This window comes from Psychrobacillus sp. FSL H8-0510 (genome assembly GCF_038008345.1).
Classification (GTDB): Bacteria; Bacillota; Bacilli; order Bacillales_A; family Planococcaceae; genus Psychrobacillus; species Psychrobacillus psychrotolerans.
The window spans coordinates 2321464-2344974 of record NZ_JBBOYZ010000001.1; the positions used below are offsets into that span (position 1 = coordinate 2321464).

Sequence of the window (23511 nt, forward strand, 5' to 3'; positions counted from 1 at the left end):
AATAAACTCCCTTTAATTGATAATTCTTTGCACCGAATATATATCAGGCAATTGTTTTATACGATCGGCTACCCTATTTAAGTGGGCCGTATTGGAAATTAGGATGGTTAAATGAATAATTGCAATATCATTTTCTGATTTACCGTTCACTGCTGCAATATTCGTTTTAGATTCATTTACCACTTGTAATACCTCATTCAACAAGCCTGAGCGGTCGTATGCCGACACTTCTATGTCCACTTGATACTCTTTTTTCATTGGAGAGTCAGATTTTACCCATTCTACTTCAATGATACGGGAAACTGTGTCATCGTTGTGTACATTTGGACAATCCGCACGATGGACCGAAACCCCACGACCTTTCGTGATAAATCCGACGATATCATCACCTGGAACTGGGCTACAGCATCTGGATAAGCGAATGAGCATATTCTCAATTCCCTTAACAATCACACCTGATTCTGTTGTTTTGTTAACCGTTGGTGTTTGCATTTCAGTTGTTATTTTCTCTAAAGCTTCTTCTTGATCACGAATTTTCCGCATTTTTTCTGCTAGACGATTCACCACTTGCTGTGCAGTAATACCATTAAAGCCAACAGCTGCATATAAATCTTCTTCGCCAGCAAATGCGTATTTATCACATACACGCTTTATGTTTTCAGCTGTTAGTACTTCTTTTAGATCAAATTCTTGTGATTTAATCTCTTTCTCTACTTGTTCTTTTCCTTTAATAACATTCTCATCACGCAATTGTTTCTTAAAGAACTGCTTGATCTTATTTTTCGCTTGCGATGATTGAGCAATTTTAATCCAGTCTCTACTTGGACCAAAAGACTGTTTGGAAGTTAGAACTTCGATGATATCGCCTGTTTTTAGTTTCGTGTCTAGTGGCACCATTTTACCATTCACTTTTGCACCAATAGTTTTGTTTCCAACTTCTGAATGCACTCGATAAGCAAAATCTATTGGAACCGAACTAGCCGGAAGCTCTACTACGTCACCTTTTGGTGTGAAAACATAGACCATATCAGAGAATAGGTCAAACTTTAAAGATTCCATAAATTCTTCTGCGTTCGAAGATTCATGTTGATATTCTAAAATTTCTCTAAACCATGTTAATTGTGAATCAATTGTCTTTTTATCAGCTTCTACTTTTTTACCTTCTTTATAAGCCCAGTGAGCAGCCACACCGAATTCTGCAATATTATGCATTTCTTCTGTGCGGATTTGAACTTCTAAAGGCTCTCCGTTCGGGCCAATGACAGTCGTATGTAATGATTGATATAAATTTTGTTTAGGCATAGCAATATAGTCTTTAAAACGACCAGGCATTGGTTTCCACAGCGTATGAATTACTCCTAGAACAGCATAACAATCTTTAATACTATCTACGATAATACGCATAGCAAGTAAATCATATATTTCATTGAATTGTTTGTTTTGAACGACCATTTTCCGATAAATACTATAAATATGCTTTGGACGACCAGAAATATCAGCTTCCACTTCCATTTCAGCTAACTGTTTACTAATATCTTCCATGACATTACTTAAATAGGATTCCCGCTCCGTACGTTTTTTCTTCATAAAATTAACAATACGATAATATTGTTGAGGATTTAAATACCGTAAAGAAGTATCTTCTAGCTCCCATTTCACAGCGGAAATTCCCAATCTGTGCGCTAAAGGTGCAAAAATTTCTAAAGTTTCGTTGGAGATTCTACGTTGTTTTTCTTCTGGGAGATGTTTCAAAGTACGCATATTATGTAAACGATCCGCAAGCTTAATAAGAATAATACGAATGTCCTGTGCCATCGCTATGAACATTTTTCGATGATTTTCAGCTTGTTGTTCTTCTTTGGACATGTACTTAATCTTACCTAATTTAGTAACGCCCTCTACTAACAAAGCGACTTCTTCGTTAAATTGCTCCACAATATCATCACGTGTATATTCTGTATCTTCTACGACATCATGTAAAAAACCAGCAGCAACGGTTTCTGGATCCATTTGAAGATCAGCAAGAATACCAGCTACTTGAATAGGATGCAGAATATATGGTTCACCCGAATTTCGGAATTGTTCTCTATGGGCATGCTCTGCTAATTCGTAAGCTTTCTTTACAAAGTTCACATGCTCTTCATTCATATAAGTAAAGAGTGTTTCAAACACATCTTCTGCTGTCTTCACTTGATCTTTTGCCATGCCAATTCACCTGATTTCGTTTTATATTTCTAAAATAGTTTATAAGCTATATTGTATAAAAAAAAAGAGGGACTTGTAAAGTCCACCCTAAATAAGCTTGCCTGATGCAAACATATATTCACAAAATGATCAATATTGCATCAATGTGCAAATATCATAATTCTCTAATTTGTTGCGACCTTCTAAGTATGTAAGTTCTATTAAAAATGCACAACCTACAACTAAACCGCCTAATTCTTCTACTAATCGAATTGTAGCATCTATTGTACCGCCTGTCGCTAATAAATCATCAACGATTAACACACGTTGTCCTGGTTTTACAGCGTCCTTATGCATAGTTAGAACATCTTTTCCATACTCTAAGCCATATTCTGCACGGATTACTTCACGAGGAAGCTTCCCCTCTTTACGAACAGGTGCAAACCCAACGCCAAGTGCATAAGCAACTGGACAGCCAGTGATAAATCCACGTGCTTCAGGTCCTACGATAACTTCAGCATTCACTTTTTTTGCATATTCAACAATTTGATCCGTTGCGTATTTATATGCCTCTCCATTATCCATAATTGAAGTAATATCTTTAAAACTAATACCTGGCTTCGGCCAATCTTCAACTGTTGTTACATACTGCTTCAAATCCATACTTGCTCCTCCTCAGGAACGGTTTGTACTGCTATTCGCTCTTCAAACCATTGTTTCAGCTCCACATATGGCGCATATAATAATTTTTGTTCTAGATCCATCTGTTTCTCACGCTGTTTGTATGAAGGCGCCTCTGATAAATCCTTTTTCACTGGACTTTCATTGAGCACTATCATCCCATTGTCTATTCTAACAAAACTAAGTTCAAAAAACACCCTCGACATAAAATTAAATGTATTTTGACTCCATCCAGTATGTTTAGACAATTCATGAATATGCTGTTTCAATGCAAATGTTTTTCTTTTTGTAAGGAAAGAAAAATACCATTTAAATTGATCTCTCGTCGGTAAGCCTTCAAAGTAAGAAGACTCGTTCGTAAAGAAGTGTGCATATATTCTTTTCCACGAATGAGATTGGATTAGTTTGACCAGTGATTCTTCCTCTTCCGGTAAATCTAAGAGCACTACATATTTCGCTTGTACCGGCTGCTCCAGTAGTTCACTCATCAGATATAATCTATGATCAATGATTGTACTAAAGTGCTTAATCGTATCCTCATTAAAAGCAACATATACGGTATCCTCTAAAGGAATAAGGGGTTGCCATCGAGTCACCTGGCGAATACCTCTAATATCAAAAAGCTGCCACTCATCTGTTTTTATATCCTGTATCATCAATTGCGCTTTTTTACGTCCATTCCATTCATTGATCTGTAAATCCCCAATAAAAGAAAGTTTAGTCGTTGGAGCTATTTCGTCCGCTAATTGCCCTTTTCCAAATCCAATTGCATCTAAAAGGATAGCCCCTTGTTTTAATTCCATTTTCAAATGATTTTGTGCTGAGCCTATTTTCCGCACAGTTGAAACTTCTACATTTTCTATGCAGTAGACTGGTTTTGCAAAACCCATTCCAAATGGAGCTAGTTTTTTTAGAGACTCAATGGATTCTGTCGATATTTCATCCATTTCTAATGGAACATCAATGGATATAGTTGGTATTAATTGTTCTTCCGATAAACTTACTTTCGCTTGTTCGTTTAATCTTAAACGAAACTCTTCCACATTTTCTAAAGGTAATGTCATACCAGCTGCCATTGGATGTCCACCAAAATGAGAAACAATATCTTGGTTTTTAGCAAGCTCTTTATACATATGGAATCCTTCAATACTGCGTGCTGACCCTTTAGCAATCTTTTTATCTTCATCAAATCCTAGAACTATAGCAGGTCTATAATACTTCTCCACTAATTTGGAAGCAACAATACCTAAGACACCAGGATTCCATCCTATTTTCCCTACTACTATGACACTTGCCCCATCCAGAGGGGGAAATAGTTCAAGTTGCTCCATTGCTTCATCTGTAATTTGCTTGACGATTGCTTGACGTTCTTTATTTTTTTCATTGAGCATATTAGCCATCGCTAGTGCATGATTAGGATTTTCAGTTAAAAACATATCTACACCAGGCGCTGCTTCACCAAGTCGTCCTACTGCATTAATACGTGGCCCAAACATAAATCCTACTGTTTCTTCATCTATTGAACGAAGATCTACTCCACTTACATTTGCCAAAGCTTCAATGGCTACAGAGTCTGTATGTTGCATCTGTTTTAAGCCTTGTTGAACTAAATAACGATTTTCTCCTGTCAATGAAACAAGGTCGGCTATTGTGCCAATGGCTACTAGATAATAGAATTCCTTAGGAATTTCCCCTAGTAAAGCATGAGCTACTTTAAAGGCTACACCTACTCCTGCTAAATGTGGGAAAGGATAGGTTGTCTCCTTTAAACTCGGATGTATTATAATATCTGCTATTGGCAAAATCTCACCAGGTTCATGGTGGTCAGTAACAATAACATCCATCCCTATTCCTTTTGCAAACTCAATAGGTTGTATACCTGAAATACCATTATCGACAGTAATGATTAGTTTTACACCTTCATCATAAGCTTCTTGGAACAAACGCTCACTTGGTCCATAGCCATCTATAAATCTATTTGGAATCTTATAGATGACATCAGCACCTAGTGACTCTAGCGCTTTAACCATGATCGTTGTGCTAGTAATACCGTCCGCATCATAATCACCATAGACCATTATACGTTCTTCTGATTCCACTGATTGATGAACACGTGCTACTAACGCTTCCATGCCTGGAAACAAAAATGGATTGTGTAATTGGTTTTCCGATACTTGTAAAAATGATTTTGCATCTTCTATATTTTCAAACCCTCTAGAGGCTAATACTTTTGCACAAACACTCGGTATAGAAAGCTCTTTTTCTAACATTTCTACTAATTCTATATTAGGCCTTGAAACTTGCCATATTTTCTGAGATTCGATCATATTATTCACTTCCTTATAATCTATTATACCTCATCTGAGGTAGATACGTTGTGAAAAAGGTGTTTGCAAGGATCTAAAGAAAAACCTTCTGACAGATGTCAAAAGGTTTTAGAGTTATATAGTCGAATTTTCATCTTTCACTGTCACTGGCTCTTCAAAAAACTCAACAGGCTTTTCTTTGTAAGCTACTACCTCATTTTGTAAAACACCGATGGTAGCATCTTTCTTTTCAATATCCTTCTCCAAGTGCTTCACTTTCCGCGATAATATGAACGACCGGTAAATGGCAACGGACCCACTGAGTAACGCTCCTAATAATGCTGAGCCTAAAATCACTAGGATAAGTGGCCATTGTGCTGTTCCAAAAACATAGTTGACTGGAACAGTGTCGACATTGTATATAGCAAATAAGGCAATAATAATAGCGAATATTAAACCGAATAATAATGACCATTGAAATTTCATATTGACCCTCCTTTTTTTACTCATTTATAAAAAAATGGAACAGAGTATAGTAAAGTTATACCCTGCTCCATATTATACTAAAACATTAAACGACAGGCTCATCAGAACCCCATTTTTTCTCTTCTTTTTTCACTTCTATGCCGCCATTTTTACGCATTTCTTTCACTTTCAAATCAAACCAAATTTGCGCTGCAATGTAGATAGAAGAATACGTTCCAGCTAGTAAGCCGATTAATAGAGCGATGGAGAAATTACGAATTCCTTCCGCCCCGAATATCAATAGAGCTACTACAACTAAAATTACAGTAAGCACTGTATTTACAGAACGTCCAAGAGTTTGTCGTAGTGATTTATTTACAATCGTTGCAAGTTCGTCTTCTGAAGTAATCGTTTTACTACGATGCAAGTTTTCTCGAATACGGTCAAATGTAACAATCGTATCATTTATTGAATAACCAACAATCGTTAATACCGCTGCGATAAATGTAATATCTACCTCTAATCGAAGGATACTAAATACAGCAACCATTAAGAATGCATCATGGAGCAACGAAACGATTGATGCTAGTCCCATTCTCCATTCGAAGCGGAAAGCAACATAAATAACTATTCCAAGAGCAGCAAACATTAATGCTTTTAATGCATTTTTGACAAGTTCTTGACCAACAGTAGGTGAAACCGTACTCACTGATGGGTCCTTACCAAACTGTTCATTCATCTCTACTTTTAGTGTTTTAATTTCTTCTTGTGTAAAGTCTTCTTTGTATCTTACTACTGCACTATCCCCTTTTTCCCCGGAGATGACAATATCATCTGATGGTAAACCAATGCTTTCAATTTTTTCTTCTACTAGCTCTTGAGTTAAAGGCTGAGTTGACTCAATTTGAACACGAGTACCAGAAGAAAAATCTATACCAAGATTTAACTTGAACACACTCAAAATGATAATACCAGCAATAGTCAATGTTATAGAAGCAATATAGAAGATTTTACGACTATGAACAAAATCAAAACGATCAAATTTTGTTGTTAAGTCAAGTGTATCCACTTCTTCTTCTGGAGCATGCATTCTTCTCTTCGGAATACCAAACCAACCTGGTTTATTATCGAAGTAACCACTATGAACTAATAATCCAAGTAGAATACGGGAAGCCCATACTGCTGTGATGAAAATAACTAAAATACTAATTATTAACAGTGTAGCAAATCCTTTTACAGAACTTGTACCAAAGAAGAATAATACCGCCGCTGCTAATAATGTAGTAATATTGGCATCGAAAATGGCGGTAAAGGATTCTTTTGCTCCCGCATCAAATGCTTTCTTCACTGATTTACCAATACGCAGTTCTTCTCTTACCCGCTCATAGGTTAAGATATTGGCATCTACCGCCATACCTACCCCTAGTACAATTGCCGCGATTCCAGGAAGTGTTAATACACCATTAATCCAGTCAAAAATAACCAGGATTAAGAAAATGTATACTACTAAAGATATAACCGCAACAACACCAGGTAAACGATAATACCCAATCATGAAAATGAAAATTGCCGCAATACCAATAATACTAGCTAATATGGTACTTTTTAATGCTTCTTCCCCGAATTGCGCACCTACTGAAGTAGAGAATATTTCTTCTAATTCAACCGGAAGAGCACCAGCATTTAAAATTCCCGATAAATGTTTTGTTTCATCAACTGTAAAAGCACCTGAAATTTCTACGCTATCTGAGCTGATACGTTGGGATACTCGTGGAGCTGAAGTGAATTTTTGTTCTTCTTCGGGCTTCAATGCTTCCGCTTTGTACGAGTCCACACCTTCTTCAAAGTCTAACCAAATAACTAATACATTATCTGGTGCTGGCTTAGCAGCAATTTCTGAAGTAATTTCTGCAAATTTGTTTGCATCTTTTAATTCTAGTGTAACAATAGGTTGTCCTTGCTGATCAAAAGCTGCCTTTGCTCCGCTTTCTTTCAAGTCCATCCCGTCTAGCATTATATTATCATCTGAATCTCGGAACGTTAAATTCGCTTGTGTAGAAAGTAAATCTCTGGCTGAGTTTTGATCTTCCACCCCAGCAAGCTGGACACGAATTCTGTTGCCATCTTCAATTTGAATACTAGGTTCACTTACACCTAATACATCAATACGACTTGTAAGTGCTGAAGCTGTATCCGCTACAACATCTTCCGTTATTTCTGTCCCGTCTTTTAATTCGTTTACTTGATAAAGAACTTCAAAACCACCCTGAAGATCTAAACCGAGTTTAATATTGTTCAAGACCCCTGTAACTGTTGGACTGATTGTACCTGCAAAAATAACAAGTAGTAATAAAAACGCAACTATGCGTCCTCTAGTTTTCATATGTAAATTTCCTCCTCAAAAAAAAGCAACAACTTTATTATGAAACACGTTGCGCTTACTGTCAAATACCCGTCCATTTACTTTTCTTCAAAATCTGAATTTAATAACATTCGTAATTCATCTTGATTAATCTCAGCAAACCAATTAGAAGTACGTTGATTATCAATTTGTTCAAATGTCATAAACTCTGCCGGAGAAATAGTTAGAATATCATTGATGATCTGATATAAAGGCAATAAAGATATATCCTTCTTCCTCCACTTCTTCGTCACACAATATTTCCAAATATCTTTTTCCGAAACTGTTTCGTATTGATACACGAAAAACTCATTTCTTTTACTTTCTATAGCTGGTAGTACGTGCGCAAATATTTCTTCATAATTATTTTCCATAATATCGCACCTCTTTTATAGAATAATGTACTAAGCAATAAGCATATTGTTATTGTATACGAAGTTCCTGTATTTGAGAAGGAAGTGTTTAATTGTCTACATTTTTAAAAGGTTCAATTTTGCTGATGATTTCCATTTTTTTGTCCAAGTTTTTAGGTTTTATTTATCGTATGCAGTTTGTTCGCTTAACTGGTGAAGAAACAGTTGGTATTTATATGACTGCATATCCAGCTTTTATTTTTTTCCTTTCTTTGGTACAACTTGGTATTCCGATTGCTATGGCTAAAATTATTGCAGAGCTCCGCGCAAGAAATGCCACAAAAGATTATTTCGCCGTTATGCGAACATCTGTTATTGTCACAGTAATTTCCATCTTAATATTCACACCATTATTTATTTTTGTCACTCCTTATATATCGGGTAACTTATTAAAAAATGATGCAATTACTATGACATTATTCGTATCCATCGCAATAGTTCCGATTGCTGCCGCTGGCGGAATATTAAAAGGTTTTTTCCAAGGGATTGCTCGATTAGAAGAAACAGCTGTGGCCCAATTGATGGAGCAAATCGTTCGAATTATTTTAATCAGTTTTGCGCTTCCCTTCTTTTTAACTGCTGCTTCACCACAAGAAGCTTCTGCTTATGCAATGCTCTTAGCTCTAATCGCAGAACTTATCGCACTGCTCTATTTGAAATGGAAATATGACAGATGGAAATCTAAACAAAATACTACGAAATCTTCTAAAACCTATCCATTGTCTCCACTCTTTGCAATTGCCTTACCGTCTTCTGGTAGTCGACTATTCGGATCTTTCACATGGTTTTTAGAGCCAATTATTTTTATCAAAGCTTTAGCTATTACTGGAGTTACAGCAGTAGCCGCCACTACTCTTTACGGTGTCATTTCAGGTGTTTTAGTCCCTTTGCTATTGTTTCCTTCTTTCATCCCGTACGCACTATCTATTGTTCTTATACCAGCTGTTAGTGATGCATTTGCTCGGGGTAATTTTAAACTATTAAAAGAAAGAATTCATCTGTCCTTAAAGTTTTCTACTTTAACTGGCTGTTATGCAGCTACACTATTTTATCTACATGGTGGCGAGCTAGTAGAGGCCCTATTTCATGTTGAAAATGCTACTGTTTATATGAAAATTCTATCTCCAATTTTTTTCTTTTATTATATTCAAAGTCCTTTGTTTTCAATTTTGCAGGCATTAGACAATTCAAAGGCCGCATTTCTCAATTCTCTATATGGTGGTGTAGGGAAACTACTACTACTATTTTTTCTCGCTTCTCAAGTTGCTATTCAAGAAAAAGGCGCGATTGTTGCGATTGGATTTGGAGTATTAATTACTTCCTTTTTACATATCGCTTCTTTAAAAGAAAAAAAAGAAGCACAAATTGGCTTCTCATTTTTTGTCATTCCTTACGCTGTGTTTTTGTTAACGATCATTACCAGACCGTTAATATATTCTATTGGAAGTCGTCCTTTACTTATCGATTGCCTATTTACTATGCTATATTTAACAATCGCTTTAGTACTGTTTAGACAGATAAAACGCAAAGAGTTAAGTGTTATTTTCAAGATTGCCAAAAGTTCTAAAAATAGATTTTGATAAATCGCTATTTAAATGAAGTTTTAAGCTGAATATAGAGCTCTTCGTTTTCATAACTGCAGTAAAATATTTTTTTATAACTCATAATTTGCTTTTGTTCTAGTTGTTGGATTAGCCATTTTTCATTTTTCCCAATATGCTCTAAATGTCTCTGTTGTATTTCGCCATCGATGATGAGAGGAAATACATATTGTTCCCCTTCTTTTTTAAAGACGGATAAGTTCCCTGATGACTCCAGAAATGCATAGGAGACAGACTGAATAGATCCAATTTGTTGTTCTCGTAATTGTTGAAGGAGATCATCCAAATTATAGCGTTGTTTTCTCATTTCTTTTTCAACAATTATTCCCTCTCGTATAAGTATGGAAGGTTCACCTTCCATGACATCACGAAATTTTTTACTTTTTAATGAAAAGTAGGAAACGCCCATCTGGATAAAAAATAGCATAAGCACTGGGACAATTGCATTGATAAAACTACTTTGAGGATCATCCAATGAAAAGCCTGCAACCTCAGCTATTAAAAGAAAAACAACCAAGTCAAAAATACTTAACTCACCCACTTCTCGTTTTCCCATTAAACGAAAAATCAGTAAAATAAACCAGTACAAAACAAATGTCCGAATTATTATTATGAGTATGTCATGCACATAATCACCTCATTATTACCTTGCCCAAAGAAAAAGAACTTACTCATAAAATGAGCAAGTTCTTTTTTTATGTATTTTAGTAAAGATAAGCAATTAAGTATCTAAGCCTAGAATACTGCGAATTTATGTGGTCTGTCCAGGCATTTGAAGCATTTGTTTAGTGCTTCAGGATTTTGAGTAAACATGGTACTCTTTTACTCAAAATCCTTCCAGTGCCTAACATAGACCCGTTCACTTTTTATTATACTTTCGACTCTGAAACTACTCGTCCTACTGCTACGCGCTCAAATTGTAAACGTGTTCCGTCTGCAACTGTAACGAAGATCGTTTGATCATCTACTGCATCAACTTTTGCGTGTAACCCACCTACTGTGATGATATCGTCTCCACGTTTAAGATTGTTTTGCATTTGTGAAGTTGTTTTTTGGCGCTTTTGTGCTGGACGAATGATGAAGAACCACATTACTGCGAACATAGCAATAATTGGCAACAAACCTACTAATGTATCCATGTATTTATTTCCCCCCTTTTAACTCTATCTTCTAGTATACAAGAATCAGAAGTTTTTTGCATTTGGTTTGTTATACCCATATTCTTCAAAAAATTCTTCTTTAAAATCTAGTAGACGATCCTCTCGTATTGCCTGTCTTACATTCTCCATTAATTTCATTAGGAAATGCAGGTTATGATACGATGCTAGACGCAATCCGAATGTTTCATCGGCTTTAAATAAGTGGCGAATATAAGCACGCGAATAATTTTTACATGTGTAGCAATCGCATTTTTCATCAATCGGTCCAAAGTCGCGAGCGAACTTAGCACCTTTAATAACTAAACGACCTTGATGAGTAAAGAATGTACCGTTACGCGCAATACGTGTTGGCAGTACACAATCAAACATATCGACACCACGTATTGCTCCATCTATTAATGAGTCAGGCGAACCAACTCCCATTAAATAACGAGGTTTATTTTCAGGCATCATCGGTGTCGTAAAATCAAGGACACGGTTCATCACATCTTTTGGTTCTCCAACTGATAATCCACCAATTGCATATCCAGGGAAATCAAGAGAAACTAAGTCTTTTGCGGATTGACGACGTAATTCTTCAAATTCTCCACCTTGAATAATTCCAAATAGCCCTTGCTTATCTGTGTTCGTATGCGCAGTTAAACAACGTTCTGCCCAACGTGATGTACGCTCCACAGATGCTTTCATGTATTCAAACGATGCAGGATACGGTGGACATTCATCAAAAGCCATCATAATATCAGAACCTAAATCATTTTGAATTTCCATGGATTTTTCAGGACTCAAGAACAATTTGTCGCCGTTCAGGTGATTGCGGAAATGAACACCTTCCTCTTCAATTTTACGCATATCACTTAAACTAAATACCTGGAATCCACCGGAATCTGTAAGAATTGCACGGTCCCAGTTCATAAATTTGTGAAGTCCGCCTGCCTCACGAATAATTTCGTTTCCTGGACGCAGCCATAGGTGATAGGTGTTACTTAGAATAATTCCAGCATTCATCTCTTTAATCTCTTCTGGAGCCATTGTTTTTACTGTTGCTTGTGTACCCACCGGCATAAATGCAGGAGTCTCAAATGATCCGTGAGGTGTGTGTACGACGCCTAATCTAGCACCTGTTTGTTTGTCTTTTTTTATGAGTTCATACGTAACTGCTGTCATTTAATAATTCCTTCCTTTTATAAACATTGCATCTCCAAAACTGAAAAAGCGATACTTTAAGTCAACGGCTTCTTTATAGGCACTTAACATAAACTCTCTAGAAGTAAGTGCACTAACAAGCATGACTAAAGTAGATTTAGGTAAGTGGAAATTCGTAATCATCCCATCTATACATTTGAAGTCATAACCAGGATAAATGAAAATCGACGTCCAGCCACTATCAGCTTGAAGTTGTCCATCAAATTTAGTTGCTACTGTTTCCAATGTTCTCGTCGAGGTAGTTCCGACTGCTACAATCTTTCCACCTGCGGCTTTTACTTGGTTAATAGTATCTGCTGTTTCTTGAGTAATTCGGTAAAACTCCGAATGCATTTCATGATCATCGATTGAATCTACGCTAACTGGTCGGAAAGTTCCGAGACCAACATGTAATGTCACAAAGGCTATTTTAACACCTTTTGAGCGAATGTCATCCAATAATGCATCGGTAAAATGTAAGCCTGCAGTTGGAGCTGCAGCAGAACCTTGCTCTTTTGCATAGACCGTTTGATATCGATCCTTGTTTTCCAACTTTTCATGAATATACGGGGGAAGCGGCATTTCTCCTAATTGATCTAATACCTCAAAAAACACACCTGTATATTCAAAACGGAAAATTCGGCCACCATGATCTTTTATATCTGTACAAATCGCTTTTAACAATCCGTCACCGAAAGTGATTTCTGTTCCGACTTTTACCCGTTTAGCAGGTTTCACAAGTGTTTCCCAGTGATCGCCTTCTATTTGTGTTAATAATAGTACTTCTATATTGGCACCTGTTTCTTTTTTCATCCCCATCAGACGAGCAGGCATTACCTTCGTGTCATTTAACACTAGGCAATCGCCTTCCTGTAATTCGTCTAATATGTCTTTAAAATGTGTATGTGTATATGACTGTTTTACAAAGTCTGCTATCAATAGCTTGCTACTTGTTCTGTCCAAAAGTGGTGTTTGGGCAATTAATTCTTCGGGCAATTCAAAATCAAAATCTTCTACTCTCATAATTAGGACATCCTTTTTTAGTCTTTTCTTTCTACTGGAAATGGAATTCCAAAATGTTCATAAGCAAGGGCTGTAACAATCCTTCCTCTTGGAGATCGTTGGATAAAGCCAATTTGCAGTAGATATGGTTCATAGACATCTTCAATTGTCGTTGACTCTTCCCCAACACTTGCTGCAATAGTATCTAATCCAACAGGACCACCTCTAAAACGTTCGATCATGGACATAATTAGTTTATGGTCAATATGATCTAATCCACGAGGATCGACTTGTAAAAGCTCTAGAGCTTCTCTAGCTATTTCAAGTGAAATATAGCCATTCCCACGAACCTGTGCATAATCCCGTACTCTTTTTAACAATCGGTTCGCTATTCGCGGAGTTCCTCGAGATCTTCTAGCTATTTCTCCAGCAGACTCATGGTCAATAGAAGCATTAAATAAATCTGCACTGCGAACCACAATAGAGGTCAATGCATCTTCCTCATAATAATCCAGTCGCAGTAATACTCCAAAACGATCGCGTAATGGGGCCGATAATGCACCGGCTCTAGTAGTGGCGCCTATTAATGTAAATGGGGGCAAGTCTAGGCGCACACTTCTTGCAGCTGGTCCTTTTCCTACTACGATATCCAAGCAAAAGTCTTCCATTGCAGGATAAAGGACTTCCTCAATTGAACGATTCAACCGATGAATTTCATCTATAAATAATACATCTCCAGGTTCAAGTGAACTAACAATTGCCGCTAAATCTCCCGGACGCTCGATAGCTGGTCCACTTGTCATTCGAATTTGTACATCCATTTCATTTGCAATTACAGCAGCAAGTGTTGTTTTACCAAGTCCAGGAGGTCCATATAATAGACAGTGATCTAAACTTTCACTTCTCATTTTGGCTGCTTCTATAAATATTTCTAAATTATGCTTAATCTTATCTTGCCCAATATATTGTTTAAGAAACTGAGGACGAAGTGATTGCTCGAAAGGTTCATCAAAATTTGAAATTTCGCTGGAAATAACACGTTCATCCATAGCAAGAACCTCCTTTCTTTTGTTTATTTACCTGAAAATAATAGCTGTAAGGCTTTTTTCATAAATTGATCGGTTGTTTGTAGTTCCGCTTCCGCTTTAAGGAGTGGGCGAATTTTAGCTAACTCTCTTTCGGAATATCCTAATGCTGTTAATGCTAGCATCGCTTCTTCTAGTTCGTGAGCAGCTTCTCCATTATCGAATAAGTTTGGCCCTTCATCCTCGTATTCTAGCTGTTCAAAATCTATTAAATCGTTTAGTTTTCCTTTTAAATCTAATATCATTTGACGAGCAGTTTTCTTTCCTACACCAGGAAATTTCACTAAGAAGGTTTCATCTTCTCGCTCGATTGCTTGAATAACATGAGTTGGCTCCCCACTAGCTAATATAGCCAAGGCACCCTTTGGTCCAATGCCCGAAACTAAAATAAGCTTACGAAATAATTCCCTCTGCGCTAGGCTAGGAAATCCCATTAGCTGTTGTGCATCTTCCCGAACATGAAAATGCGTATATACTTGGACCATTTCCTCACTTTTTCTGAAGGCAAACGGATTGGGAGTAAAGAGTTGGTAACCTATTCCCTGCTGTTCCACTACTACGTATTCTGGAGTAACTCGAGTTACTTGTCCTTTTATGTAATCATACATCCTTAAATCCCTCACAATTCATACTGTCCATTATAGCATAAGATCAAAAGCGTAAGCGCCTATGTCAGCCCTGAAAAGCGCTGGAAGAATTGTAATCAAGGCGCACTTTGCCTTTATTACAATTCTGAAGCGACTCGAAGGGCTAGGCGCTGGAGTCTGGATGGAGAATCACTTGTAAGTAGTTATCAACCTGCCATACAATTTATAATTTCCAAAGGCACAAACAAAGATGGCCGCTCAAATCTCGAGCGACCAACTCCTAAAAAGAACGATTAAAGTTTACTTAAAGTATAGCATAAATTGGGCCATTCTGTTAACGCTTTGTTCGTATAAGGTATTAACTGCTCGATAAATTTCTGTTTTCGCTCTTTCGGCAATGAGTACGCATATAACCACTCACGGTATAGTTCATTTGGATACATCATTGCTTCTTTATAGCGTCGAACTACTTTTTCAAGATGCGGAAATTCATGGATGAGCAACCGAATATCATAATTTATCTCTGGGAGGACCCGGTGCATCCATAGTATGTTTTCCATTTCCCTTGGACCAATCACTGCGAGATCAAAATCAATTATTTTGTAATCTGAGCTGTCTGATAAAAAATTATGATGAACAACATCCCCGTGTAACAAGGTGCGCTTTTCCATATTAAATGGTTTCATATTACGTAAAGCGATATCACCACAAAGCAAAAGAAATTTTGTCTGCTCCCAACCTATATGTGACTCGATGAAAAAGGAGATTTCGTTCATCTTCCATTTCCGATTCTGCCATTTAGAAATAAGGTTAAAAGAATAAAATAGATTACTATCTTCCCAGTCAACCATTTTATTTGTCTCATGAATTTGACTTAGGAGTAAATGGACTGCTTTTCTGTCTTCCTTGAACCGATAGGAAACCGTATGATCCCCTTTATACCAGGGTTGAATAATAAAGTCTTCTTGGGTCGATTCTATAATAGGAAGTATAAAAGGTTTTTCCATGTATTCTAGTTCTTTATGAATTAGGCGAATTTTTTCTGCCTGCTCAACAGTCGGATATTTTTTTACAGAGAATATGCCGTTTTCATTTTTCCATTTCCATACATTTTTCTTGATTTGCCGTATATACGTACTCACGTTTTAATAATGTGGGTAGGGATATGGAGGACATGGATATACAGGAACGTAACATATCTGTACACAAGGATGCCCTCCGTACTCTGCTTGGTGGTGCATGTATGGATATGGCTGTACTGGTGGGCATGGATACATTACCGGGTATGATGGTGATGGTTCGAATGTTGGTGAAGCTTCTTGTGCTATTGGGCTTGTTAGCTGCGGTGTTGGTTGAATAGGTATTGGCTGGACAGGCTGCGGTGTATGTTCTGCTTTTGGTTGTGCTTGCGGTGCTGTTTCCATCTCTATATCAAAATTTTGAATATGGTTGTGTATATGAATAGATGTAGACTCCATTAATCTCCAACCTTGTGGAGACGGTGTCATATCAATATCTGGGACAGGCATCATATGGAATGGGAATGTATAAGCAGGTGGTTGCTGTGGCTGTTGTGGAAGCGGTTGTGGCATTTGTTGCTGCTTTGGTTGTTGTTTGGGTTGCTGCGGCATCTGATACGTAGGTGCAACAGGTTGAGTAGGCATTCTCGGTGGTGCAGGTTGCATTTTCGTTTTGTCCATAGGTTGCTGGATTTTCACTTCCTCCTTTTTCATCATTTCTTTATTCACCATTTCTTGCTTTACTGGTCGATTATCACTGTACGGATGAGTAGTCGATTCCATTTTTTTCGTGTTTGGTATAAATATTTTCATGCCAGGCACTATATATTCGGGATTGGCCAAATGCGCATTTACTTTCTTTAATTCCTCAAAAGAAACACCATAATTTCTGGAGATTTTCCATAGAGTGTCCCCTTTTACAACAATATGAGTTTGCACAGTCTTCCTCCTTCCTTCTCCTTTAAATTATGTCTACCATCTTAAAATGGTCACAGATTTTAAACAAACAACCACCCCTTCATGATAAACTTATGAATAGCAACCAAGTCATTATGCAAGTTTGGAGGAGTTAATCGTGAAAAAGTTAAAAGGCGAGGAACGTAGGAATTGGATTTTCTCCTATTTAAAGGAACAACATGTACCCGTGACTGGCAATCAGTTAGCAAAGCTCGCTAATGTCAGCAGACAGGTTATTGTGAATGATATAACCTTATTAAAGGCAACGAATGCTGCTATTGTCTCTACTAGTCAAGGCTATATAGCTCTTCCGGATAAAGAAAGTACCCCTTATGTTCAGCAACGAGTTGCTTGCAATCATCAATCTAATCATTCCGAGGATGAGCTCTTAGCTTTAGTAGATGCAGGAGTCACTGTAGAGAATGTTACGATTGAACATCCTGTATACGGAGAAATAACGTCATCCATTATGGTTTCCAATCGTCACGACGTTGAAATGTTTTTGAAGAAAGTGCGAGATACAGACGCTCCGTTTTTACTGGAGCTCACTGCGGGAATTCATTTGCATTTGTTATCCGCTCCAACCGAAGAAATTTTAAATAGAGGTATTCATGCAATTAGGGAAAAAGGTTATTTATTAGAAGGATAATTTCAAATATGGGGTTGGGGAAATGATGACATTCCGGTGATTTATCATTACTTTCTGGTGATTCCGGAGCTCATTCAGGTGATCCTTTGAAACATTCGGGTGTTTCTACACTTTTAAACAGTAGACATCAAAAAAACGAAGCGAATCCATTTATGAACGGATCGCTTCGTTTTTTGTTTCGTATGTATAATACGAGCCTAATGATTTTACACCACAGCCTAGTGACTTTAACTCTTCTATAGCACCAATCATCATTGGCTTCTTTTCATTCTCAAGCACATCTATGATAAAGAAATATTGCCCTAAACCTGTTTTTAATGGTCGTGACTCAATTTTACTTAAATTGAGTTGTCTCCATGCAAAGACCGATAACACTTGATGCAATGCACCAGAGCGATCATCTTTAGGTAATGTAATCATAACAGTAGTTTTCACTTGATCGGTATGACCATCTCGGACAATACAATCATTCTTTTTAGAAATCACAAAAAATCTAGTGTGATTAAAATGAAAATCATGTATATTGTGTTCCACAATCTTTAATCCATATTCCGTTGCAGCTGAAGTATTTCCAATCGCAGCAATACATAAATCTTCGTTTTCCGAAACGTATTTAGCTGCTGCTGCAGTTGATGAAGATTGTTCTAATGGAACTTTCCCAAATCGATAATACAAATATTTATGACATTGTGCTAAAGCATGTGGATGGGAGTACACAGTTATCATTTCTTCCCATCGTTCCACATTACTTGGGTGAACCATTAAATGTTGCTCAATCGGAGATATTAGCTCAGCAGTCACGAACAGCTCTGCTTCATGGAACAAATAGTCGATCGTTAACGGAACTGTTCCCTCTAGTGCATTTTCTAGTGGAACGACCGCTATATCCACTTCTCCATTTGCAACTGCTTCAATACACTCGGGTATAGTCCGTATCGGTACTAATACATCCTCTTGAAATAATGATTTAGTTGCTAAATGTGTAAAAGAAGCTTCTGGTCCTAAAAAAGCAATTTGTTTGGTTGTCATTAGAAAAACCTCCTTATAGAGCACCAGAGCTAATCACTTCTGCAGATTCTACAAAATCAAGTCGTTTCATTTCATTCAAAAAGTCTTCTAATTCCTTGTTCATCGCTGTTACATCAAGTGATAATGTTACACTTGCTCTTCCTTGAATCGGTATTGTTTGATGGATGGTCAACACATTACATGCGTAATTAGCCACCAATTGCAATAACCTAGCAAGTGTACCTTCTCTATCTTCTAATTGAAGAAAGACCGTTAAAATCCGTTCTTGAACAATCGAATGGAATGGAAAAACCGCATCACGATATTTATAAAAAGCACTGCGAGATAAATCTACTTCTTTTACGGCATCCCAAATCGAAGATGCCTTTCCAGATTGAAGGAGATGTTTTGCATCCAAGGTTTTTTGCATTGCCTCTGTTAGCACATCCTCCCGTACTAAAAAAAATCTCTGGCTTGTTACATCTTTCATGCGGTTCCCTACTTTCCTCTATTCGATAAATTCAAACTCAAATCTTAGTAATCGTACTATGTCGCCATCTTTAGCTCCGCGCTGACGTAGTGCATCATCAATACCCATCCCACGAAGTTGTCTAGAGAATCTACGAATAGAGTCTTCTCTACTGAAATCAGTCATTTTAAATAATCTTTCCACTGATCCGCCAGCAAGTACAAACGCTCCATCATCATCTCTAGTAACAGTAAAGTCGTCTTCTTTGGCTTGATATTTGTACATTACAGACGTTTCTGTTTCTTCTTCCACCAATTCTTCTAATGGGAATTCTGGTGCAACCTCTAACATGTCTGCTACTGCAAATAATAATTCTTGTAATCCTTGACGAGAAATAGCAGAAACAGGGAATACTTTCATATCTGCTCCAACTTTTTCTTTAAAGACTTTTAAATTATCTTCCGAGTCTGGCATGTCCATTTTATTGGCTACAATAATTTGTGGTCTTTCTGTTAAACGAAGATTGTATTGTTTTAATTCATCATTAATAGTCAAATAATCTTCGTAAGGATCGCGACCTTCCATTCCAGACATATCGATTACATGTACAATTACACGCGTACGTTCGATATGACGTAGGAACTGATGCCCTAGACCTATTCCTTCATGAGCACCTTCAATTAGGCCCGGTAAATCGGCCATTGCAAAGCTGCGGTGATCTTCTGTTTCTACCATTCCTAGGTTCGGTACAATTGTTGTAAAGTGGTATGGAGCAATTTTAGGTTTAGCTGCTGATACAACCGATAATAGTGTAGATTTCCCGACACTTGGGAACCCAACTAAACCAACGTCTGCTAAAACTTTCAACTCTAACTCTACATTTAACTCAAAACCTGGCTCTCCTTTTTCAGAAAGCTCTGGAGCTGGATTTGCAGGTGTTGCAAAGCGAGAGTTACCTCTACCACCACGTCCACCTCTTGCAATTACAGCTTGTTGACCATGCTCTACTAAATCAGCAATTACTTCGCCAGTTTCTTCGTTTTTAACAACAGTACCAGGTGGTACTTTAATGATTAAATCATCTGCATTGGCACCATGCATATTCTTACTACCACCATGAACTCCTCTAGTCGCTTTAAAAATGCGCTTATAGCGGAAATCCATTAATGTACGAAGACCCTCTTCTACTTCGAAGATAACGTCTCCACCATTTCCTCCGTCCCCACCTGCAGGACCTCCTAAAGGAACATACTTCTCACGACGGAATCCAACCATACCATCTCCGCCGTCACCACCCTTGACATAAACTTTCACGTGATCTACAAACATTTACTTCACTCCAATCTTCCACTTGCAATTAGTTTTACTGTTATCGAATTGTTGGTTGCTTCTAATATTTCCAGCTGAAATAAATCTTCAATTAGTTCATCTCGCCATTTATTATTAGACCAATCTCCCCGAATATCTATTAGTATTTCCAAAAATTCATCTGAAATGATATGAAGTTTCAGGAACTGCTCTTGATATCCTCTAAAATGTGGGTATATAGCTTGTACGAATCTACTTAAATAATCTTTTAAGGCTTCATCGTACATACTTGCTTTTCTATTTAGAAGAGATGTTTGAACATCTAAAGTTAATTGATTATATTTAATACTAAATGTTTGTAGCCATTCATTTGTTTTATATAAACCAATATTATTTATATCAAAAAATTGGTTGCATTTTTGGGAATATTTTTTTATTAAAGCCTTAGCTTCCTCTGTTTTACCCATATCTAAGTTCATTTGCAAAAGATGCATATTATTTAAATAATCATGCATTGTATGACGAAGTATTTCATTTAAAGTAATCTCATTATGATCCATGTAAGTTACACATCCCAACATTTGCTATCCTCTACTAGTATAACAGGAATAGTTCTATTATGCTCCCGGAGTATAGCTTACTTACACGAAATTTTTGAAATCAAAAAGGACTGCATAAATGCAGTCCTTTTATTATTCATTAAGCTTCTTGAGCTACAGGATATACACTTACTTTTTTCTTGTCGCGGCCGAAACGCTCAAAGCGCACTACACCGTCAACTTTCGCAAAAAGTGTGTCATCTCCACCACGTCCAACGTTTTCACCTGGATGAATTTTAGTCCCGCGTTGACGGTATAAAATTGATCCACCTGATACGAATTGTCCGTCAGCACGTTTAGCGCCTAGACGTTTCGATTGAGAGTCACGACCGTTACGAGTCGAACCTACTCCCTTTTTGGATGCGAAAAACTGAAGATTTAATTTTAACATATGTTCCACCTCCTACTTTTTGAAGGTTATTTTTATATACTTGGCATAATCTTGCTCAATCGTTTGTAAAGAGACAATCATCGCTTCCAAAATAAGCTGTATTTGAGCAGCTTTTTCTAGATTAGATATGCTTGGAACCTCGACGTATAAATAGCCTCCGTCCCCTTTTTGCGTAATTATAGGTGTGATTCCTGTAAGTGCGATCACCGCATTCACTGCACCAAATGATACAGCAGAAGCTCCTGCACACACTAAATCTTTTCCATGTTCCGCAAAATCAGCATGGCCTTTCATCTCGAAAGAATGTATATGACCGGATTGATCTTTTGTTATAATCACTTTAATCATCTTATAAACTAATAGATTCTACTACTAATTTAGTGTATGGCTGTCTGTGACCTTGTTTTTTGTGATAGTTCTTTTTCGCTTTGTATTTGAAGACTGTAATTTTTTTAGCTTTGCCATTTTTTACAACTTTCGCTGTAACTGTAGCACCTTCCACGAATGGAGCACCAACTTTTACATCTTCTCCACCTACGAATAAAACTTTTTCAAAAGTTACAACTTCATCAGCATTAGCATCTAATTTTTCAATGTAGATTTCTTGCCCTTGTTCAACTTTGATTTGTTTACCACCAGTTTCAATAATTGCGTACATACTTGCACCTCCTCTTAGACTAAGACTCGCCTTCCAAAAGGTGATTCAAAACTCGAATACTTATAACCTTTTCAGAGCGGTTGTAGCAACGGGTGCTGCTACAAATCATAACATTAAAATATTATCACATATATTATTCTTAGTCAAGCGCTTTTCGTTATCCAATCAAATGCAAGCTTATACTTACGAAATCTCCAATAAGAAAGATTTTGAAAAGTAAGAAATAAAAATATAATGGAGATAACCAAAGCCACAGGAAAATAAAACAAACTAACCACAAAAATAATAACACAAATACATCCCGAAAAGCCGATCTGCTCCTCATACAACTTCGGAAAAATAGAATGTATGATTCGCCCACCGTCTAACGGGAATATTGGTAATAGATTTAAGCCGAAAATTGATAATTGAATCATTATAAATATATTCGCTTGAGGAAAGTCTATAAGCATGCCAAATAAGAGCAAGAGAAGCGTACATAATGGTCCACCTAAGATTATACACACCTGTATCCTCTTAGGTTGCTTCGAGAATTGTTCCATCTTTATCTCTCCACCATAGGGCAAAATAGTACAAGATTGAACTTTAGCACCCATCCATATTGCAACTATTAGATGACCTAACTCATGAACCAATAGCGATCCAAACACAAGTGCATACATAGCTATTTCTCCTGATAAATAAAAGAATAGAAAAAAAGGAATCATTATGGGGTGTACACGAAACAGTCGTTTATTCATAGAAGACGGCAAGCCACTCAATGAGCTCTTCGGTATCTAACATCTCTCCATCTTTTTCCACCTGGACATATAGCATGTCATTTTCAACAGAGGCAAATATATCTCCCGCGTTTACAGTCGTATATGGCAATTGATGAAAATCATCTACAAAACCGTATGTAGCAGTTTCTCCCGTATCATATAAAATAGATAACGTTTTACCAGTTTTCTTTCGATGACCAGTATAAATAATAAGACCATCTTCAGATGCATACAGGTCTTGGGATTTATTAATGGACAAAATTGCACCATCTTCTAAAGGCTGAATCGATTTATATTCGATTAAAGGAGGACTAGATACAGGCGCACTTACACTGATTAAGTCATCTGTTCGAGTAATCCAAGCAACTACATCCTCATAAATTTCTGTTGGTTTTTGTGGTTCTAATAGTAGACTGGCATAATTGGTTGAGAGAGTACTATTACCCTCTAACTTTGCTAATAAAATAAATGAAAGTACAAATAGAAATGAAAGAACCCATTTTCTTTTTGAAAGCATAACATTCCCCCTAAGAAGAATATATGAAGGGTGAGGTTATTTAATGAATTAGTTTTTGAATTGTTGTAAGGAGTATAGCTTGCTATCACGGAACCTATTAAGCCTTTT

At 37.0% G+C, this 23511-nt stretch carries 25 protein-coding genes and 1 other annotated feature; of the genes, 2 read left to right on the forward strand and 23 right to left on the reverse strand.

All coding sequences use genetic code 11. The features are described 5' to 3' along the window. Positions 1-12 precede the first annotated feature (12 nt). The 6 genes from MHI40_RS11755 to MHI40_RS11780 all read right to left on the reverse strand — a co-directional run bounded on the left by MHI40_RS11755 (position 13) and on the right by MHI40_RS11780 (position 8411). A complete protein-coding gene (locus MHI40_RS11755) occupies positions 13-2205 on the reverse strand; it encodes a RelA/SpoT family protein (RefSeq protein ID WP_093537035.1) in 2193 nt (730 codons plus the stop codon). A gap of 129 nt (positions 2206-2334) precedes the next feature. Beyond that, positions 2335-2847, reverse strand: coding sequence for an adenine phosphoribosyltransferase (locus MHI40_RS11760; protein ID WP_093537034.1), 513 nt, complete (start codon positions 2845-2847; stop codon positions 2335-2337). Next, positions 2838-5192: a single-stranded-DNA-specific exonuclease RecJ gene (recJ, locus tag MHI40_RS11765; protein WP_340762791.1), complete on the reverse strand. Its 2355-nt coding sequence runs from the start codon at positions 5190-5192 to the stop codon at positions 2838-2840. The genes MHI40_RS11760 and recJ overlap by 10 nt, the downstream gene beginning before the upstream one ends. Positions 5193-5306: 114 nt before the next feature. Next, positions 5307-5657: a LapA family protein gene (locus MHI40_RS11770; RefSeq protein WP_340762792.1), complete on the reverse strand. Its 351-nt coding sequence runs from the start codon at positions 5655-5657 to the stop codon at positions 5307-5309. 85 nt (positions 5658-5742) lie between these two features. Next, a complete protein-coding gene (gene secDF / locus MHI40_RS11775; RefSeq protein WP_340762793.1) occupies positions 5743-8019 on the reverse strand; it encodes a protein translocase subunit SecDF in 2277 nt (758 codons plus the stop codon). A gap of 77 nt (positions 8020-8096) precedes the next feature. Next, positions 8097-8411, reverse strand: coding sequence for a post-transcriptional regulator (locus tag MHI40_RS11780; protein ID WP_093537030.1), 315 nt, complete (start codon positions 8409-8411; stop codon positions 8097-8099). 92 nt (positions 8412-8503) lie between these two features. On the opposite strand from MHI40_RS11780, the gene MHI40_RS11785 reads away from it, so the two are divergent. Then, the gene (locus MHI40_RS11785; RefSeq protein ID WP_340762795.1) at positions 8504-10030 is read left to right on the forward strand and encodes a putative polysaccharide biosynthesis protein; all 1527 of its coding nucleotides are present in this window, start codon (positions 8504-8506) and stop codon (positions 10028-10030) included. A gap of 7 nt (positions 10031-10037) precedes the next feature. On the opposite strand, the gene MHI40_RS11790 is transcribed toward MHI40_RS11785, so the two are convergent. The 8 genes from MHI40_RS11790 to safA all read right to left on the reverse strand — a co-directional run bounded on the left by MHI40_RS11790 (position 10038) and on the right by safA (position 17025). Next, entirely contained in the window at positions 10038-10679 is a 642-nt protein-coding gene (locus tag MHI40_RS11790) for a DUF421 domain-containing protein (protein WP_340762796.1), read from the reverse strand. A gap of 241 nt (positions 10680-10920) precedes the next feature. Continuing rightward, positions 10921-11190 carry a preprotein translocase subunit YajC gene (gene yajC, locus MHI40_RS11795; RefSeq protein ID WP_093537027.1) on the reverse strand — a complete coding sequence of 90 codons (270 nt, stop codon included), beginning with the start codon at positions 11188-11190 and terminating at the stop codon, positions 10921-10923. Positions 11191-11235: 45 nt separating this feature from the next. After that, positions 11236-12375: a tRNA guanosine(34) transglycosylase Tgt gene (tgt, locus tag MHI40_RS11800; RefSeq protein ID WP_340762797.1), complete on the reverse strand. Its 1140-nt coding sequence runs from the start codon at positions 12373-12375 to the stop codon at positions 11236-11238. Continuing rightward, the gene (queA, locus tag MHI40_RS11805; protein ID WP_340762798.1) at positions 12376-13416 is read right to left on the reverse strand and encodes a tRNA preQ1(34) S-adenosylmethionine ribosyltransferase-isomerase QueA; all 1041 of its coding nucleotides are present in this window, start codon (positions 13414-13416) and stop codon (positions 12376-12378) included. A gap of 17 nt (positions 13417-13433) precedes the next feature. Continuing rightward, positions 13434-14444: a Holliday junction branch migration DNA helicase RuvB gene (gene ruvB, locus MHI40_RS11810; RefSeq protein WP_340762800.1), complete on the reverse strand. Its 1011-nt coding sequence runs from the start codon at positions 14442-14444 to the stop codon at positions 13434-13436. Positions 14445-14467: 23 nt separating this feature from the next. Then, a complete protein-coding gene (gene ruvA, locus MHI40_RS11815) occupies positions 14468-15088 on the reverse strand; it encodes a Holliday junction branch migration protein RuvA (RefSeq protein WP_093537023.1) in 621 nt (206 codons plus the stop codon). Positions 15089-15360: 272 nt separating this feature from the next. Continuing rightward, positions 15361-16209, reverse strand: coding sequence for a phosphotransferase (locus tag MHI40_RS11820; RefSeq protein ID WP_340762803.1), 849 nt, complete (start codon positions 16207-16209; stop codon positions 15361-15363). 3 nt (positions 16210-16212) lie between these two features. Further along, on the reverse strand, positions 16213-17025 hold the full coding sequence (safA, locus tag MHI40_RS11825) for a SafA/ExsA family spore coat assembly protein (RefSeq protein ID WP_340762804.1): 813 nt from the start codon (positions 17023-17025) through the stop codon (positions 16213-16215). 136 nt (positions 17026-17161) lie between these two features. On the opposite strand from safA, the gene MHI40_RS11830 reads away from it, so the two are divergent. Beyond that, positions 17162-17692, forward strand: coding sequence for a transcription repressor NadR (locus tag MHI40_RS11830; RefSeq protein WP_340762805.1), 531 nt, complete (start codon positions 17162-17164; stop codon positions 17690-17692). Between the two features lie 150 nt (positions 17693-17842). Here the strand turns inward: MHI40_RS11830 and pheA are convergent, their stop codons facing one another. The 9 genes from pheA to MHI40_RS11875 form a co-directional block, all read right to left on the reverse strand. Next, entirely contained in the window at positions 17843-18721 is an 879-nt protein-coding gene (gene pheA / locus MHI40_RS11835; RefSeq protein WP_340762807.1) for a prephenate dehydratase, read from the reverse strand. A 13-nt stretch (positions 18722-18734) separates the two neighbouring features. Continuing rightward, positions 18735-19190, reverse strand: a complete 456-nt coding sequence (locus MHI40_RS11840; protein ID WP_093537018.1) for an ACT domain-containing protein — start codon at positions 19188-19190, stop codon at positions 18735-18737. Between the two features lie 18 nt (positions 19191-19208). Beyond that, positions 19209-20498, reverse strand: a complete 1290-nt coding sequence (obgE, locus tag MHI40_RS11845; RefSeq protein WP_340762808.1) for a GTPase ObgE — start codon at positions 20496-20498, stop codon at positions 19209-19211. Between the two features lie 5 nt (positions 20499-20503). Beyond that, positions 20504-21037 (reverse strand): Spo0B domain-containing protein, encoded by a 534-nt coding sequence (locus MHI40_RS11850; protein ID WP_340762809.1) that lies wholly within the window; start codon positions 21035-21037, stop codon positions 20504-20506. A gap of 139 nt (positions 21038-21176) precedes the next feature. Beyond that, positions 21177-21467, reverse strand: a complete 291-nt coding sequence (gene rpmA, locus MHI40_RS11855; protein WP_090564003.1) for a 50S ribosomal protein L27 — start codon at positions 21465-21467, stop codon at positions 21177-21179. A gap of 12 nt (positions 21468-21479) precedes the next feature. Further along, a complete protein-coding gene (locus tag MHI40_RS11860; RefSeq protein WP_093537015.1) occupies positions 21480-21815 on the reverse strand; it encodes a ribosomal-processing cysteine protease Prp in 336 nt (111 codons plus the stop codon). A gap of 1 nt (position 21816) precedes the next feature. Further along, positions 21817-22125 (reverse strand): 50S ribosomal protein L21, encoded by a 309-nt coding sequence (gene rplU / locus MHI40_RS11865; protein WP_093060533.1) that lies wholly within the window; start codon positions 22123-22125, stop codon positions 21817-21819. Between the two features lie 12 nt (positions 22126-22137). Further along, positions 22138-22217, reverse strand: a sequence feature (ribosomal protein L21 leader region). Positions 22218-22268: 51 nt separating this feature from the next. Then, entirely contained in the window at positions 22269-22787 is a 519-nt protein-coding gene (locus MHI40_RS11870) for a metalloprotease (RefSeq protein WP_340762812.1), read from the reverse strand. 70 nt (positions 22788-22857) lie between these two features. Beyond that, entirely contained in the window at positions 22858-23403 is a 546-nt protein-coding gene (locus MHI40_RS11875; protein ID WP_340762814.1) for a hypothetical protein, read from the reverse strand. Positions 23404-23511 lie beyond the last annotated feature (108 nt).

What these genes read in the sequence shown, in the direction of transcription:
- MHI40_RS11755 (WP_093537035.1), bottom strand. Translation starts at nt 2,205, where the DNA reads ATGGCAAAAGATCAAGTGAAGACAGCAGAAGATGTGTTTGAAACACTC.
- MHI40_RS11760 (WP_093537034.1), bottom strand. Translation starts at nt 2,847, where the DNA reads ATGGATTTGAAGCAGTATGTAACAACAGTTGAAGATTGGCCGAAGCCA.
- recJ (WP_340762791.1), bottom strand. Translation starts at nt 5,192, where the DNA reads ATGATCGAATCTCAGAAAATATGGCAAGTTTCAAGGCCTAATATAGAA.
- MHI40_RS11770 (WP_340762792.1), bottom strand. Translation starts at nt 5,657, where the DNA reads ATGAAATTTCAATGGTCATTATTATTCGGTTTAATATTCGCTATTATT.
- secDF (WP_340762793.1), bottom strand. Translation starts at nt 8,019, where the DNA reads ATGAAAACTAGAGGACGCATAGTTGCGTTTTTATTACTACTTGTTATT.
- MHI40_RS11780 (WP_093537030.1), bottom strand. Translation starts at nt 8,411, where the DNA reads ATGGAAAATAATTATGAAGAAATATTTGCGCACGTACTACCAGCTATA.
- yajC (WP_093537027.1), bottom strand. Translation starts at nt 11,190, where the DNA reads ATGGATACATTAGTAGGTTTGTTGCCAATTATTGCTATGTTCGCAGTA.
- tgt (WP_340762797.1), bottom strand. Translation starts at nt 12,375, where the DNA reads ATGACAGCAGTTACGTATGAACTCATAAAAAAAGACAAACAAACAGGT.
- queA (WP_340762798.1), bottom strand. Translation starts at nt 13,416, where the DNA reads ATGAGAGTAGAAGATTTTGATTTTGAATTGCCCGAAGAATTAATTGCC.
- ruvB (WP_340762800.1), bottom strand. Translation starts at nt 14,444, where the DNA reads ATGGATGAACGTGTTATTTCCAGCGAAATTTCAAATTTTGATGAACCT.
- ruvA (WP_093537023.1), bottom strand. Translation starts at nt 15,088, where the DNA reads ATGTATGATTACATAAAAGGACAAGTAACTCGAGTTACTCCAGAATAC.
- pheA (WP_340762807.1), bottom strand. Translation starts at nt 18,721, where the DNA reads ATGACAACCAAACAAATTGCTTTTTTAGGACCAGAAGCTTCTTTTACA.
- MHI40_RS11840 (WP_093537018.1), bottom strand. Translation starts at nt 19,190, where the DNA reads ATGAAAGATGTAACAAGCCAGAGATTTTTTTTAGTACGGGAGGATGTG.
- obgE (WP_340762808.1), bottom strand. Translation starts at nt 20,498, where the DNA reads ATGTTTGTAGATCACGTGAAAGTTTATGTCAAGGGTGGTGACGGCGGA.
- MHI40_RS11850 (WP_340762809.1), bottom strand. Translation starts at nt 21,037, where the DNA reads ATGGATCATAATGAGATTACTTTAAATGAAATACTTCGTCATACAATG.
- rpmA (WP_090564003.1), bottom strand. Translation starts at nt 21,467, where the DNA reads ATGTTAAAATTAAATCTTCAGTTTTTCGCATCCAAAAAGGGAGTAGGT.
- MHI40_RS11860 (WP_093537015.1), bottom strand. Translation starts at nt 21,815, where the DNA reads ATGATTAAAGTGATTATAACAAAAGATCAATCCGGTCATATACATTCT.
- rplU (WP_093060533.1), bottom strand. Translation starts at nt 22,125, where the DNA reads ATGTACGCAATTATTGAAACTGGTGGTAAACAAATCAAAGTTGAACAA.
- MHI40_RS11870 (WP_340762812.1), bottom strand. Translation starts at nt 22,787, where the DNA reads ATGTATGCACTTGTGTTTGGATCGCTATTGGTTCATGAGTTAGGTCAT.
- MHI40_RS11875 (WP_340762814.1), bottom strand. Translation starts at nt 23,403, where the DNA reads ATGCTTTCAAAAAGAAAATGGGTTCTTTCATTTCTATTTGTACTTTCA.